General features: G+C 54.1%; 14 protein-coding genes and 1 other annotated feature. Of the genes, 4 read left to right on the forward strand and 10 right to left on the reverse strand.

The window, feature by feature from the left end; genetic code table 11:
• Window positions 1–130 precede the first annotated feature (130 nt).
• On the forward strand, window positions 131–1,102 hold the full coding sequence (aes, locus tag J1G48_RS16625; protein WP_000801777.1) for an acetyl esterase: 972 nt from the start codon (window positions 131–133) through the stop codon (window positions 1,100–1,102).
• Here aes and hemH read toward each other — a convergent pair.
• The 8 genes from hemH to J1G48_RS16665 all read right to left on the reverse strand — a co-directional run bounded on the left by hemH (window position 1,099) and on the right by J1G48_RS16665 (window position 9,380).
• A complete protein-coding gene (gene hemH / locus J1G48_RS16630) occupies window positions 1,099–2,061 on the reverse strand; it encodes a ferrochelatase (RefSeq protein WP_001250083.1) in 963 nt (320 codons plus the stop codon). The two genes, aes and hemH, sit on opposite strands and share 4 nt — an antisense overlap.
• 228 nt (window positions 2,062–2,289) lie before the next feature.
• Window positions 2,290–2,934, reverse strand: a complete 645-nt coding sequence (gene adk / locus J1G48_RS16635; RefSeq protein WP_001220237.1) for an adenylate kinase — start codon at window positions 2,932–2,934, stop codon at window positions 2,290–2,292.
• Between the two features lie 357 nt (window positions 2,935–3,291).
• Window positions 3,292–5,166: a molecular chaperone HtpG gene (htpG, locus tag J1G48_RS16640; protein WP_001523272.1), complete on the reverse strand. Its 1,875-nt coding sequence runs from the start codon at window positions 5,164–5,166 to the stop codon at window positions 3,292–3,294.
• A gap of 110 nt (window positions 5,167–5,276) precedes the next feature.
• Window positions 5,277–5,882: a recombination mediator RecR gene (recR, locus tag J1G48_RS16645; RefSeq protein ID WP_001195023.1), complete on the reverse strand. Its 606-nt coding sequence runs from the start codon at window positions 5,880–5,882 to the stop codon at window positions 5,277–5,279.
• Entirely contained in the window at window positions 5,882–6,211 is a 330-nt protein-coding gene (locus J1G48_RS16650; protein WP_000467098.1) for a YbaB/EbfC family nucleoid-associated protein, read from the reverse strand. Before J1G48_RS16650 ends, recR begins: the two co-directional genes overlap by 1 nt.
• 45 nt (window positions 6,212–6,256) lie before the next feature.
• The gene (dnaX, locus tag J1G48_RS16655) at window positions 6,257–8,185 is read right to left on the reverse strand and encodes a DNA polymerase III subunit gamma/tau (RefSeq protein WP_000121974.1); all 1,929 of its coding nucleotides are present in this window, start codon (window positions 8,183–8,185) and stop codon (window positions 6,257–6,259) included.
• Window positions 6,860–6,924 (reverse strand) — a sequence feature (DnaX frameshifting element). (Overlaps the previous gene by 65 nt.)
• Before the next feature lie 113 nt (window positions 8,186–8,298).
• Complete coding sequence (gene apt, locus J1G48_RS16660; protein WP_000127350.1) at window positions 8,299–8,850, reverse strand: adenine phosphoribosyltransferase; 552 nt, start codon at window positions 8,848–8,850, stop codon at window positions 8,299–8,301.
• Between the two features lie 152 nt (window positions 8,851–9,002).
• Window positions 9,003–9,380 (reverse strand): DUF454 family protein, encoded by a 378-nt coding sequence (locus tag J1G48_RS16665; protein ID WP_001189860.1) that lies wholly within the window; start codon window positions 9,378–9,380, stop codon window positions 9,003–9,005.
• Between the two features lie 68 nt (window positions 9,381–9,448).
• Here J1G48_RS16665 and priC point away from each other — a divergent pair, with 68 nt between their 5' ends.
• From priC to J1G48_RS16680, 3 genes are all read left to right on the forward strand, one after another.
• Complete coding sequence (gene priC / locus J1G48_RS16670; RefSeq protein WP_001676831.1) at window positions 9,449–9,976, forward strand: primosomal replication protein N''; 528 nt, start codon at window positions 9,449–9,451, stop codon at window positions 9,974–9,976.
• Between the two features lie 13 nt (window positions 9,977–9,989).
• Window positions 9,990–10,157: a pleiotropic regulatory protein RsmS gene (rsmS, locus tag J1G48_RS16675; protein ID WP_000051161.1), complete on the forward strand. Its 168-nt coding sequence runs from the start codon at window positions 9,990–9,992 to the stop codon at window positions 10,155–10,157.
• Between the two features lie 69 nt (window positions 10,158–10,226).
• The gene (locus J1G48_RS16680) at window positions 10,227–11,162 is read left to right on the forward strand and encodes an Rpn family recombination-promoting nuclease/putative transposase (RefSeq protein ID WP_000440504.1); all 936 of its coding nucleotides are present in this window, start codon (window positions 10,227–10,229) and stop codon (window positions 11,160–11,162) included.
• 41 nt (window positions 11,163–11,203) lie between these two features.
• Here J1G48_RS16680 and mscK read toward each other — a convergent pair whose 3' ends face one another.
• Together mscK and acrR are read right to left on the reverse strand one after the other, a co-directional pair.
• Window positions 11,204–14,566, reverse strand: coding sequence for a mechanosensitive channel MscK (mscK, locus tag J1G48_RS16685; RefSeq protein WP_000178242.1), 3,363 nt, complete (start codon window positions 14,564–14,566; stop codon window positions 11,204–11,206).
• Window positions 14,567–14,684: 118 nt separating this feature from the next.
• Window positions 14,685–15,338, reverse strand: coding sequence for a multidrug efflux transporter transcriptional repressor AcrR (gene acrR, locus J1G48_RS16690; protein ID WP_000101753.1), 654 nt, complete (start codon window positions 15,336–15,338; stop codon window positions 14,685–14,687).
• Window positions 15,339–15,390 lie beyond the last annotated feature (52 nt).

The raw sequence follows: 15,390 nt of genomic DNA on the forward strand, positions 1-15,390 counted from the left end.
CGGAGCGCTGCATGGTAGCACATTCCCCCTGCTGCGCGCGACGGACGATGGCGTTTCAATATCGGACGACGAGATCGCAGCTTCTCCAGCCGCGTTTTTTACAATGGTTCACTTTCACAAGGAGCGTTTTATGAAGCCGGAAAATAAAATTCCCGTACTCACCCGACTGTCAGACGAAATGAAAGCCGTCGTAAACTTCCAGCAACCAGGCCTTCCCCCCTGGCCTGCCGATGGCGATATTGAGACCCAGCGTCAGTATTATCTTCTTGAGCGCCGTTTCTGGAATGCCGACGCGCCGTCCATGACCACCCGCACCTGCGCCGTCCCTACGCCTTATGGCGATGTAACAACCCGGCTCTACTCGCCGCAGCCGACCAGTCAGGCCACCTTATACTATCTGCACGGCGGCGGATTTATCCTCGGTAATCTGGATACGCATGACCGGATAATGCGTCTGCTGGCGCGTTATACCGGCTGCACCGTGATCGGTATTGATTATTCGCTGTCGCCGCAAGCGCGTTATCCGCAGGCCATTGAAGAAACCGTCGCGGTATGCAGCTACTTCTCTCAACATGCCGATGAATACTCGCTCAACGTGGAGAAAATCGGTTTCGCCGGGGATTCCGCAGGCGCCATGCTGGCGCTTGCCAGCGCGCTCTGGCTACGTGATAAGCACATTCGCTGCGGTAACGTTATCGCGATTCTGTTGTGGTATGGGCTGTATGGGTTGCAGGATTCGGTAAGCCGCCGTCTGTTCGGCGGCGCGTGGGACGGCCTGACGCGTGAAGATCTGGACATGTACGAAAAGGCCTATCTGCGTAACGATGAAGATCGGGAATCGCCCTGGTATTGTCTGTTTAATAACGATCTCACGCGCGATGTGCCGCCCTGCTTTATTGCCAGCGCGGAGTTTGATCCGCTCATTGATGACAGCCGCTTGCTGCACAAGACATTACAGGCGCACCAGCAGCCCTGCGAATACAAAATGTATCCCGGCACACTGCACGCCTTCCTGCACTATTCGCGAATGATGACAATCGCCGACGATGCCTTGCAGGACGGCGCACGCTTCTTTATGGCGAGGATGAAGACACCGCGTTAACGGTACGGCGCCGTGAGTTTCAGCATCATATCAATATGTTCCGGCGTCGCGTTCAGCGCCGGAATGTACGCATATTTTTTACCGCCCGCTTCAAGGAAAATCTCGCGGTTCTGTTCCGCTATCTCTTCCAGCGTCTCCAGACAATCCGCGGCAAATCCCGGACACATAACCTGAATATGGCCAGTCCCCTTTTCACCCAACATTTTTAGCGTTTCATCGGTGTACGGCGTCAGCCACGGTTCACGGCCAAAGCGCGACTGGAACGTCATCATTACCTTTTCCGGCGGCAGTCCCAATGCGGAAACCAGTTCGCGCGTGGTATCGCGACAGCGCTGCGGGTAGTCATCGCCTTCATCCGCATAACGTTGTGGAATGCCGTGATAGGAGAGCAGAAGCACATCCGGCTCGCCGTGTCTGGCGAACGACTCACGCGCGCTTTTCGCCAGCGCATCGATATAAGCGCTGTCATCTGCGTAATCGCGAATAAATGAGATACCGGGAATACGACGTTTACGCGCCAGTATCCGCCCCAGTTCGTCCCAGACTGCGCCCACCGTTGAGCAAGAGTATTGCGGGTACAACGGCAGCACGACGATATGGTCAACGTCGCTTGCTAACAGTTCATCGACAGCGCTTTCCAGCGAGGGCGAACCGTAGCTCATCCCCAGCGCGACGGGCGTGTCTGGCAACCGCGCGGCCAGCGCCTGTTGCTGTTCGCGGCTATATACCATGAGCGGCGAACCGCCATCCATCCAGATAGATTGATAGAGTTTCGCGACGCGCGGCGAACGCAGCGGTAAAATAACGCCACGCAGCAGCGGCCACCACAGCAGACGAGGAGTATCCACCACGCGTCTGTCGCTTAAAAATTGTTTCAGGTAGCGCTTTACCGCTTCGGGAGTTGGGGCATCTGGCGTGCCAAGGTTAGCCAGCAGGATACCGGTTTTCGTCTGACGCATTGCCGCCTCTTATCTATTCAAATTGTTGATAATTGTAGCGGAAAAGTGATAAAGAAGAACTAATTGCTGCGAGAGGTAAGACGAGAATTCGCCGAATGGCGCTAACGATACCAGCAGGCCGGATAAGGCGTTCAGGCCGCCATCCGGCACCGATTGCCTGATGGCGCTACGCTTATCAGGCTTGCGGGATAATGGCAGGCCTGATAAGCGGTTCACTACGCGAAAAAATTAACCGAGGATTTTTTCCAGCGCTGCGCGCACGTCGGCAACGGCCTGCGTACCGTCAACTTTAGCGTATTTGGTGTTGCCCGCTTCCGCTTCTTTCTGGTAGTAGCCAATCAGCGGCGCGGTCATCTGATGATATTCCACCAGACGTTTGCGAACGGTCTCTTCCTGATCGTCTTTACGGGTCGTCAGATCTTCGCCGGTGACGTCATCTTTGCCTTCCACTTTCGGCGGATTAAACTTTACGTGGTAAACGCGGCCAGAGGCGGCGTGTACGCGACGGCCCACAATGCGGTCAACGATCAGTTCGTCCGGTACGTCGAATTCCAGCACGTAATCCACGACAATACCCGCTTCTTTCATCGCGTCAGCCTGCGGGATCGTGCGCGGGAAACCATCCAGCAGAAAACCGTTACGGCAGTCTTCCTGGGCGATACGCTCTTTAACCAGCGCAATCACCAGTTCATCGGTCACCAGTTTACCGGCGTCCATGATATCTTTCGCCTGTTTGCCCAACTCGGAGCCTGATTTCACTGCGGCGCGCAGCATATCGCCAGTGGAGATTTGCGGAATACCATATTTCTCCATGATGAACTGAGCCTGAGTTCCTTTACCCGCGCCCGGAGCGCCAAGCAGAATAATACGCATTACGAAAATCCCCTCAAAGGTTGTCGATATTTTTTAAAAAGCGCTAAACGATACCACCATCACGCATTTCGCTCAAGGAAGCCGCCTGATGCTGAAACGGTTAACGAAGAGAAATCGAGAAAAGAGAAGGTATTATAAAAAATGCCGGATGGCGCTGGCGCTTATCCGGCCTACAAACAGTACTCGCCCGTAGGCCGGATAAGATGCTTCGCGTCGCCATCCGGCAGTCACAAAACAGTACTCGTCCGTAGGCCGGATAAGACGTTTCACGTCGCCATCCGGCAGTCACAAAACAGTACCCGTCCGTAGGCCGGATAAGATGCTTCGCGTCGCTATCCGGCAATCAGATGAGCGTTATCAGGACACCAGCAACTGGTTCATACGGCGGATAAACTGGTTCGGATCTTCCAGCGTACCGCGTTCAGCGAACAGCGCCTGATCCAGCAGCAGCTCGACCCACTCTTTAAACTGCGCTTCATCCTCGGTATCGGCAGTGCGTTTAACCAGCACATGATCCGGGTTGAGCTCAAAGATGTATTTCACTTCCGGCACGGACTGACCGGCCGCGGCGAACAGTTTCGCCATCTGGGTGCTCATTTCATCCGCATCGGTGGTGACAATCGCCGGCGTGTCGGTTAAACGATGCGTCAGACGCACCTCTTTCACGCGATCGCCCAGCAGGGTTTTGACACGCTCCACGAACGGCTCAAGCGCCTTTTCCGCTTCTTTCGCGTTTTCGTCGACTTCATCCGCCAGTTTTTCGATGGACTCATCGGCTTTAGCGACCGACTGGAATGCTTTACCGTCAAACTCGGTCAGGTAGTTCATCATCCACTCGTCGATGCGATCGGAGAGCAGCAGCACTTCGATGCCTTTCTTACGCAGCAGTTCCAGGTGCGGGCTGTTTTTCGCCGCCGCATAGCTGTCTGCGGTGATGTAGTAGATTTTTTCCTGCCCTTCTTTCATCCGGGAGACGTAATCTTCCAGCGACACGGTCTGGGCGGAAGAGTCGGTATGGGTGGAGGCAAAGCGCAACAGTTTAGCGATCGCTTCCTGGTTGGCGTGATCTTCCGCCGGGCCTTCTTTCAGCACCAGACCAAACTGTTTCCAGAAGGTTTGGTATTTTTCCGCGTCGTCTTTCGCCAGTTTTTCCAGCATTTGCAGAACGCGTTTGGTTAGGGCGCTGCGCAGATTACGCGTTACCGTGCTGTCCTGCAGGATTTCACGGGAGACGTTCAACGGCAGGTCATTAGAATCAATCAGGCCGCGCACGAAACGCAGATAGTTCGGCATGAACTGCTCGGCATCGTCCATAATGAACACGCGCTGTACGTACAGCTTCAAACCATGTTTGTGATCGCGGTTCCACAGATCCCACGGCGCCTGCGACGGGATATACAGCAGGCTGGTGTACTCCTGCTTACCTTCCACGCGGTTGTGGCTCCAGGTCAGCGGATCGGTGAAATCATGCGCGATGTGCTTGTAAAACTCGTTGTACTCGTCGTCTTTAATTTCCGACTTGTTACGGGTCCACAACGCCTGGGCCTTGTTGATTTTCTCCCAGGAAATCACGGTTTCGCCGTCTTTTTCTTCCCGTTTTTCAATCTCTACCGGCAATGCGATGTGATCGGAATATTTACTGATAATTGAGCGTACGCGCCAGTCATCGAGGAATTCATCTTCGCCTTCACGCAGGTGTAAGGTGATTTCCGTACCACGGTCATTTTTGGTGATATCGGCAACGGTGTATTCGCCTTCGCCTGCCGATTCCCAGAACACGCCATTTTCCGGCTTGTCGCCTGCTGCACGGGTACGTACGGTCACTTTATCGGCCACAATAAACGCGGAGTAGAAGCCTACGCCAAACTGACCGATGAGCTGGCTATCTTTCGCCTGATCGGACCCCATTGATTCGAGGAAAGATTTGGTGCCGGACTTGGCAATGGTGCCTAAGTGGTCAATCACCTCATCACGATTCATCCCCACGCCGTTATCGGCAATGGTCAACGTACGCTTATCTTTATCGAAAGAGACGCGCACACGCAGCTCGCCATCTCCTTCATACAGGTCCGGGTTTGACAGAGCGCGGAAACGCAGCTTGTCCGCCGCATCTGAGGCGTTAGAGATGAGTTCACGCAGGAAGATTTCTTTATTGGAATAAAGAGAATGGATCATCAGGTGCAGAAGCTGTTTAACTTCTGACTGAAAACCACGCGTTTCTTGTCCTTTCATGTGGATAGACCTCAACAATGCCATTTTTAATGGTAAAAATACGTTGAGGGTGAGATGGGGACAAGCGGGTGTGATTTCAAGCGGAGGCCGCGAATGCCGCCTCCGTTTGTTCAGAAAATAATCTTATGGCGTCCCGCCAGCGAGTGGGACAGCGTCGTACCGTCGACCATCTCCAGTTCGCCGCCAACCGGCACGCCGTGGGCGATACGACTGGCTTCGACGCCGGCCTCCGCGCACAGCTCGGCAATATAGTTTGCGGTAGCCTCTCCTTCAACCGTCGGGTTGGTCGCGAGGATCAGCTCGCTGATTTTTTCTGACGCCAGCCGCTGTTCCAGACGATCGAGACCGATATCATCCGGCCCGATGCCGTCCAGCGGCGACAGGTGGCCCATCAGCACGAAATACCGCCCGGAAAATTGCCCGGTCTGCTCAATGGCGTAGATATCCGCAGGACTCTCCACCACGCAAATCTGGCCGTTTTCCTGACGCCGCGGGTTCGAACAGATATTACAGACATCCTGCTCGGTAAAGGTGCGGCAGTCGGCGCAGTGGCCGATTTCCGACATCGCCCGGGTCAGCGCCTGCGCCAGGCGCATTCCGCCGCTGCGATCGCGCTGCAACAGGGTAAACGCCATCCGCTGCGCCGACTTAGGGCCGACGCCCGGAAGGCAGCGCAACGCTTCCATAAGCTGAGTTAACAGCGGACTGGTTTGCATCAGAATGGCATCTTAAAGCCTGGCGGCAATTGCATACCGGAAGAGACGGAAGCCATCTTCTCTTTTTGAGTCTCTTCAATGCGGCGCGCCGCATCGTTGAAGGCCGCAGCGACCAGATCTTCCAGCATCTCTTTGTCATCTTCCAGCAGGCTTGGGTCAATTTCCACGCGGCGGCAGTTATGCGCGCCGTTGATGGTAACCTTCACCAGACCCGCGCCGGATTCGCCGGTCACTTCCAGCTGCGCAATCTCTTCCTGCATTTTCTGCATTTTTTCCTGCATCTGCTGGGCCTGCTTCATCAGATTGCCCAGACCGCCTTTTCCAAACATAAGCTCTCTCTCTTGATGGTTCACAATCGCAAGCCAGGCTTACGATCAAATGGGGCGGATACTCTCTTCATCCAGCTCGGCGTCGAAGAATCGACGCAGCGTCTGAATGTTATTATCCGCAATAATTGACTCACGCGCTTGCGCGAGTTTCTCTTCATAAATGGCCTGACGCCATTCCAGCGGCGTACGCACCGCGGGATTATCATCTTCAACGATGGTCAGTTCAACCGTCGTTCCCGTCAGATCGCTGAGCGCTTGCGCCAGCTTTTGCTGCGCGCCGCTGGAATTGAGGTGCCGCTGCGTCGAGCGCAGATGCAGACAAACCGCGTTGCCGTTCTGTTCCTTCCAGGCATTAAGCGCCACCTGCTCCACCAGCTTAGGCAAAGAAAGCTGACTTACCTGCGCCGCCCACGGATCGCGCTCAATCGCTTCCGCCGCCAGTTTAGCCGCCAGCTCCGGCGTTTTTTCATGCTCCAGAGCTTTCTTAAGCGCTTTTGGCGTAGCCACCACTTCTTTGGTTTGTACTACCGGCGTGGTGGCCTTCCAGCGATAAGCCTCTTTCTTTACTGGCGCCGTTTCCAGCGCAGACGGCGCCGGGCGCGCCTGTACGCGCTCCGAAACCGAGGCCAGCCGCTCCAGCGCAGAGTTATTCACCGGCCGCGCGCGGGATGCGGCTGCCGGTTCACTCTTTTTTGTTTTGGTTACTCCCTGCGCGCGCTGTAGCTGATTGCGCGCCGCCAGCACCTGACTGGTAGACGCCGGCAGCGGCGCTGGCGATGTCTGCGGCGCGGGCGCCGACGACTGCTGCACCTGCGGCGGCGTCATTACCGCCGTTGGGGCCACGGGCGCAAAAGACTGCCGCGGCGTTTCAGGCTCCGGCAAGGGCATACGCGGGTGAAACGCCAGTGCACGCAGTAACGTCATTTCAACGCCCATCCGCCGGTCCGGCGCCCAGGGCAATTCTTTGCGACCAATCAACAACGTCTGATAATAGAGCTGAAGATCGCCGGGAGGCACCGTCCGGGCAAGTTCGCGCATCCGTTGCTCGATAGCCGCCATATCGCTGCCTAACGCGGCAGGCGAAAGTTGCACCATCGCAATACGGTGCAGCAGGCTAAGCATTTCGACCAGCAGCGCTTCCCATTCAATACCGCGCGCCGCCGCCTCGTTGATAAGCGACATGACGCGTTCGCCGTTAGCGTCAACCACCGCCTCGACTAATGACAAAGCCTGGTCGTCGTCCAGCGTACCGAGCATGGCGCTTACCGCCTGCGTCGAAACCTGCCCGTCGCCGCTGGCGATCGCCTGGTCAGTCAGACTTAATGCATCGCGCAGGCTGCCGTCAGCCGCACGCGATAACAACTGCAACGCGCGGGGTTCGTGAGCGATATGTTCCTCATTGAGAATATGCTCAAGCTGATGGCGAATCTGTTCAACATCCAGCGCTTTGAGATGAAACTGTAGGCAGCGCGACAAAATGGTCACCGGCAGCTTCTGCGGATCGGTGGTCGCCAGTAAAAATTTCACATGCGCTGGCGGCTCTTCAAGCGTTTTAAGTAGCGCATTAAAGCTGTGGCGCGACAGCATGTGGACTTCATCGATCAGATAGACTTTAAAGCGACCGCGCGCAGGCGCGTACTGGACATTATCCAGCAGGTCGCGGGTGTCTTCGACTTTGGTACGCGATGCGGCGTCAATCTCAATGAGATCGACAAAACGCCCTTGCTCAATTTCCCGACAGTTATCGCAAACGCCGCACGGCGTCGCGGTAATGCCGGTTTCGCAGTTCAGCCCCTTCGCCAGCAGTCGGGCGATAGAGGTTTTACCGACGCCGCGCGTGCCGGAAAAAAGATATGCGTGATGAATGCGCCCTAACGACAAGCCGTTCGCCAGTGCGGTCAGCACATGTTCCTGGCCGACGACGTCAGCAAAGGTTTGTGGGCGCCATTTTCTGGCTAAGACCTGATAACTCATTGGCAGGCTCTGAAACGCTGGAAGGTGGATTCATAGAAGGGTAATGCTAACACAACCTCGCCGATACAGCGAGGTTGTCTCTCTGGCTAAAATAGCAGTGCGAATAGCCTGAATCAATGCCCCGGAAACGGCACCAGGCTATAACAGGTAATCCCCTGCTTTTCCAGACGCTGCTCGCCGCCCAGATCGAACAAATTGATGATGAACGCCGCATCGGTGACTTTCCCGCCCAGACGACGGATCAGCTTCACGGTCGCCTCAATGGTGCCGCCAGTCGCCAGCAGATCGTCCACGACCAGCACGTTGTCGCCAGGTTTAATCGCGTCGACATGAATTTCCAGCTGATCGGTGCCGTACTCTAATTCATAGGTCTCGGCAATAGTTTCACGCGGTAATTTGCGCGGTTTACGTACCGGAACAAAACCAACGCCCAGCCCAAGCGCAACCGGCGCGCCAAACAGGAAGCCACGCGCTTCGGTGCCGACCACTTTGGTGATACCCGCATTTTTATAACGCTCAACCAACAGTTCAATACTGAGCGCGTAGGCTTTCGGGTCTTCCAGTAAGCTGGTGACATCACGGAAAAGAATGCCCGGTTTCGGGTAATCCTGAATGCTTTTGATGCTGTTTTTGAGAAACTCAAGCTGCTGTGCAGTCGCGGTCATGGATATATGCCTGCTAAGTACGGTGTTACTCACGGCGCAATACTTTTCGGTCAGGGGTAACGCTCGGTTACTCTTTGACCGCCTGCGCCTGTGCTCGAAAACGGTCGAATTTACTGGCTGTGAACGACAATTGCAACAGCGATTCGTGTGCTTCAGCGCTTTTGTTGCTTTTCATCAATCACCGGTATCCGCCACATAAAGATCAGCAGACAGGCCAAAATAACCAACAGCAGCACCCGCACCCACATCATATTCACCAGCCACAGCGAAATACCAAAGGTCAGCAATATCAACGCGATCGCTCGCGGTTTCGCTCCCGGCGGCATGGCCCGATAGCGCTGCCAGTGGCGCAGATAACCGCCAAACCATGAGCGGTATAACAACCAAGCATGGAAACGAGGCGACGAGCGGGCGAAACACCAGGCCGCCAGTAAAATGAACGGCGTTGTCGGCAACAGAGGCAAAACCACGCCCAATGTCCCTAATACTACCGCCAGCCAGCCAATGATGATTAAAATAGTACGTTGCATAATGCGAATCGTTATCAAACAGAAGGCTACTGTAGCACAGCCTGTCTTATTTTCATCGGGGTGTTGAATTGAAAACCGCTATGCTGTTACAGACGCTGGAAGAGAGGCTGGCGACGCTACGCCAACGCTGCGCGCCGCTGGCGCAACATGCGACGTTAAGCGCGCGCTTTGACCGACATCTTTTCCGTACCCGCAGTACTCTGTTGCAGGGATATCTGGAAGAGGCTGACGCCAATCTCGCCGCGTTGCGTCAGGCGGTAAAACATGAGCAACTGCCGCAAGTCGCCTGGCTGGCAGAACATCTGGCTTCGCAACTGGAGGCGATATCGCATGAAACCGCCGCCTGGTCGCTGCGCCAGTGGGACGCCGCCGCGCCAGGGCTTGGCCGTTGGCAGCGCAGACGAATACAGCATCAGGAGTTTGAACGTCGACTACTGGCGATGACACAGGAGCGCAAAATTCGTCTGGCGCAGGCGACCGGCCTTGTCGAACAACAAACGCTGCAAAAGGAAGTCGAGATCTATGAAGGACGGCTGGCGCGTTGCCGACATGCGCTGGAGAAAATAGAAAACGTACTGGCGCGTTTAACCCGCTAACCCTGGAGAAAGTATGTCGCTTGAAAATGCCCCTGATGAAGTCAAACTGGCCGTGGATTTAATTGTGCTGCTTGAAGAGAATCGCTTACCGGCACGAACGGTGCTACGCGCGCTGGAAATAGTTATGCGAGATTATGAAAACAAGTTAAAAAGTACGGAAGACGACTCGCAAACAGAGTAATTGCCCTCTGGTTTGTCCTCGTTGTCGCTGACAGAGTGGTCGCTACAGTCAGGCAACAAGGGACAGGTCATGGAACGTCTACCCACCACGCCGCACGATGCGGTATTTCGACAAATGCTGATGCAAAAAGAGGTCGCCCGCGACTTTCTGGCTATCCACTTGCCAGAAGCCTTTCTTGCAATCTGCGATCTGGATTCACTGAAGCTGGAGTCAGGGAGTTTTGTTGAAGACAATTTACGCAGCCGCTATTCAGATATTCTCTACTCTCTGCATACCCAACACGGCCCAGGGTATGTTTACGCGCTCATTGAACATCAGAGCAAATCAGACCGGCTGATGGCTTTTCGCCTGATGCGGTACGCCATTGCCGCCATGCAGCGTCATCTGGATGCCGGTCATGATACCTTGCCGCTGGTGGTACCAATCCTCTTTTATCACGGTCCGGAAAGCCCGTGGCCCTATAGCCTTAACTGGCATAATATGTTTGTGAAACCGGATATGGCGAAGGCCTTATACAGCTGCGAATTTGCGCTGGTCGACCTGACGACAATGCCGGATAATCAGCTTTTGCAGCATCGGCGGATAGCGATGTTAGAGCTCCTGCAAAAACATATTCGTCAACGCGATTTAAGCGAACTGCTCGACCCCCTTATCACGCTTTTAACGCAGGATCATTTGACGGACACGCAGCTCAGTGTGTTGATCAACTATATGTTGAAAGCAGGAAACGCCGCAGAACCCGGGGCGCTAATTCGTCAACTGGCGCAGGGCGCGCCGCAGTATAAGGAACAACTGATGACAATAGCGGAATGGCTGGAAGAAAAAGGCCGAACGGAAGGGTTGCAAAAGGGCCTGCAAAAAGGCCTTGAGCAAGGGTTAGCACAAGGCCGAGAGGCCGAAGCGCGCGCTATTGCCCGCAAAATGCTTGCCAACGGGCTGGAACCCGGGCTCATCGCCAGCGTCACCGGCATTACGCCGGAAGAGCTTTCTACGCTGTCGCATTAGCGGCGCCGCGCGCACTCATAAAGCGCGCGGCCCACCGCCTTTTAGCTTGCCGTAGGCGCCAGATCGCCGCCGTTGAGATCGCGCTTCACTTCAGTGACTTCGTCGCCCTTCGCGTTATGCAGATGCACCTCAAGCTGGTTAAAGGCGATATTGATATCATTTTCACGGCACAGTCGATCGATCGCGCGGTTCAGTTCATCCACCGTATGGCTACGATCGCGCAATTCACGCACATACAGACGCAGTTCATGATCCAGAGTGCTGGCGCCAAAGGTGGTGAAGAATACGGCAGGTTCCGGATCGTGCATCACCTTCGGATGCTCCATCGCCGCCTGTAGCAGGACTCTTTTCACTTTCTCCAGATCCGAGCCATAAGCCACGCCAAGCCGGATCACCAGACGTGTCGTGGTATCGGAGAGGGACCAGTTAATCAGCCGCTCCGTTACGAATGCTTTGTTCGGAATGATCACTTCTTTACGATCAAAATCGGTAATAGTGGTGGCGCGAATACGAATCTTACTGACCGTGCCGGAATAGGTGCCGATCGTTACCGTATCGCCAATGCGTACCGGACGTTCGAAGAGGATGATTAAACCCGAGACAAAGTTACCGAAGATCTCCTGTAGCCCAAAACCGAGACCCACCGACAACGCCGCCGCCAGCCACTGGAGTTTATCCCACGAGACGCCGAGCGATCCGAATACTGTCATCGCGCCAACAGCGATAATGACGTAGTTAAGGATCGTGGTGATCGCATACGAAGCCCCCTGGCGCATATTCAGACGTGAAAGCACCAGCACTTCCAACAGGCCGGGTAAGTTGCGGATGAGCGCCCAGGCCACCATCGCGGCAATAATGGCGAATAGCAAGCTGCCCATCGTCACGCTTTTCACCACCGCAGCGCCAGCTTCGGAGCCGTTGTAGTGCCACAGCGTGATGCTATCAAGATAGCTGAATACGGTGATCAAATCGGACCAAATCGCCCAGAACATAACGCCGAACAGGGCAAGCATTAGCAGCATCGTGATACGTAATGTTTGCTGGTTAATCTGCTCCAACGCGATGGCGGGTTCTTCCTGTGGCTCCGCGCCTTCCGCTCCCTCTTTTACCAGGTTCTGACGACGAGCCAGCGCGCGTCGCCAGGCAATCCGGCGCGCCGCTACGCTTAACCCGCGCAGCACCGTTTGATAAAGCAGGTTCCAGATAATGACCAGATAGACGGTTTCAATCCAGCGCCCCGCCAGGCGCAGGGTGGTATAGAAATAGCCGGTCGCCGTTAATACCATTAACGCCACCGGAATAATGGAAAGAATCGTCACGGTCACCAGTCGAATGCCGTGAGATTCTTTATCGCGCCAGCTTTCCCGGCACAGTGGCCACACCAGCAATGTTATGACCAGCAGATTGAGGAAAATAACCGCCTGCCCCAGCACGTCATCCATCAGATTCAGCGGCGACAACTCCGCCACCACAGACCAAAAGTGCAGCGGCAGCAATGCGAGGCTAATGCGTACAATCTGGCGACGCCAGTGGCTGGTCAACTGCGCTGGCATACCGAAATGGCGTATTGCCACGCCCTCTTTTTCCAGCACCTTCCAGCACAGCCCAAAGACCAGCCAGAACATTGCGAGCTTTTTACTAAAGGCCCAGAGCAGATCGCTGATATTTAGCTGCATGGTCAGCAGGATCAGTCCAAGCGCGAGGATAATCAGGCACACCGGCAGCGCGCGGATCAGATCGATCAGAATAGCTTTTGGCGTATTGAGCTGACTATCGTTACGCAACGCTCCCACGGCGGCGGCCAGCTTCTGTTGATACGCTTTTAACCATTTCAGACGCCAGCGGATTAAACCGGCGATGAGCAAGAGCGGCAACCCGGCCAAAAAAGCAATAAATACCGCGGGCCAGGCTTTTTGCCAGTTCACCGTGATTTTCATGGCGCTGAATTGCTCTTTTAACGTTTGGGGGAACGCTTTAAGCCAGTCCCAGTCCATAGGGCGGTTACTGTTCACCCAAAAAATCTGCTGCGTCAGAATGGCTTTCAGATTTTTCGAGACGCTCATCAACTGCTGCTGGTTAACTTGCAGGTTAATCGCCATCATCAGCTGGTTACCCAACTGTTTATTTAGCTGATCCAATAGCTCACGGCGCATCTCCACCACCTGAAGCAACGCATCATGAACTTCATCATTCACCTCGCTGGTATGCCCCTCCTCCAGCTTGTCGACAAAGGCATCGCTTTGGAATAAGGCATCACGCTGCTGGTTGATTTCAAACTGCTCCAGACGCAAATCCGCAATGCGGTTGGTCATATCTTCGAGTTCGTCGGCGGAGGGCAGGGTTTGCTGCTGTTGATAAAGAATACGCGACAGCAACAGGCTGCCTTTTAAGACGGCAATCTGTTCTTTGATATTTCTTTCCGACTGCAGCGCGCGATCGAGCCAGTTTTTTACTTTAATGTTTTGCTGCATCAACATATTGCCGTTTTCGGTCGCGACAATCAGACGCTGGCTGAGTTGATGGTTAATATCCAGTTCCTGTTTTACCAGCGGGTTCGCCTGGATACGCGCCGTTTCGTCCGGCGAAATGGCCTCCTGGGCCGTTTTTTCCGTTAGCGTAAGTCGTTTACTGTTGACCGCCTCCTGTAAAAGTTGAAGCTGATGTTCAAGGCGATTACTGTTGGCCGTCACGTAATCCCGCTGTTTTTGCAGGGTGTCCTGCAAAACGGTATTTCCTTCAAGACTCTTACGTTGCTGGTCGATCTGCGCATTAAGCAGCGCCTGTTGTGCCTGTAATAACACCTGTTGGCTGGGGCGAAGCGCGGCTTCGCCGACGTTATTGCCGTCCAGACGGTTACGGATTTGCTGTATTTGCTGTGAGGCGGTATACATGGCGTTTTGCACGCGCTCAGGCTGGGTCTGTAGCGAAACAAGCTGGCTGTTATAAGCGGCAAGATCGTTTTGCGAATTTTGCAAATCATCCAGTACCTGCGCCACGCGCAGCTCAAGCTGACGTAACGAAAGCGCACTCAGCGTTTTTCGCATTTCATCATCATTATCGACGTCGCTCAGCGCATTCAACGCAGCCGTCGCCTGACGCATTTTTTCAGGCGCCTGCGCCACCTTCTGCCGTAGCTGTACGGTCTCCTCTTTTACCCGCTCGATTTTCTCCAGCGTAGCTAACGTATCAATAAGGTCCTGCTGGACGAGCTTATCCTGGGCGGAGAGATCTTTTTGCTTATTCAGCGTATCCAGCTGGTTTTGCACATCCGCTTTTGACGGCAGGTCGCCATTCGTTTGCCCCCGGGCAAATGCCAGAGACTGACAGGACAGCAGGATAATAAGGACGCTAATTGTAATAAAAACAAAATGCTGTGAACGTTTATAAAGCTGCAACATAGTCATGAGAATGAAGTGTCTGAACCGGCAAGCAGACCGGAAATAATTGAGTCGCAAGAATATCACGCCTGTAACAAACAGAATAGCGACACAGAAAATGTCCAGGAGTTTTCCTGGAATATTATCAGGGGGAGCCGTTGAACGTCGACGCGCGCAGCGTCGGACACAATTGATACATCTCCAGCAGGATCGTGACGTAGGCGCGAGCTTCTTTTTTTAAATCAAACGATTGCGGAGCAAATAACCAGTTTTCCATGAGCCCTGAAATAAAGCTGCGCATCAGTATCGCCGCACGACGAGTCAGCAGATTTTCAGGCAGCATTTTAGCATTAATACAATGTTTTAACGTTTGTTCAATCCGATCGTAACTTTCCAGACAAAGGCTACGTTGCGCCTGTTGAACCACAACCATTTCTCCGACAAACTCACATTTATGGAATATAATCTCCATCAATAAGCGGCGTCGTTCTTCTGTTACAGTAGCTTCAAGAATATGAACTAAAATTTCTCTTAATACAGATAGTGGATCGTCGGGGAATTTTGCCTGATACTCAATCTCAAGCTCACCAATATTGGATTCTGATAGCTCCCAGATCTCACTGAATAAATCCGACTTATTTTTGAAATGCCAATAGATTGCGCCGCGCGTCACGCCAGCAGCGTTCGCAATCTCCGCCAGCGAGGTTGCTGATACGCCTTGCTGCGAGAACAAACGCAGGGCCACATCCAGGATGTGTTGTCGTGTCTCCAGCGCTTGTTGTTTGGTTTTTCGTGCCATATGTCGGTGAATTTACAGGCGTTAGATTTACATACATTTATGGATGTATGTA

This window comes from Salmonella sp. SAL-020, from assembly GCF_017372215.1.
Classification (GTDB): Bacteria; Pseudomonadota; Gammaproteobacteria; order Enterobacterales; family Enterobacteriaceae; genus Salmonella; species Salmonella enterica.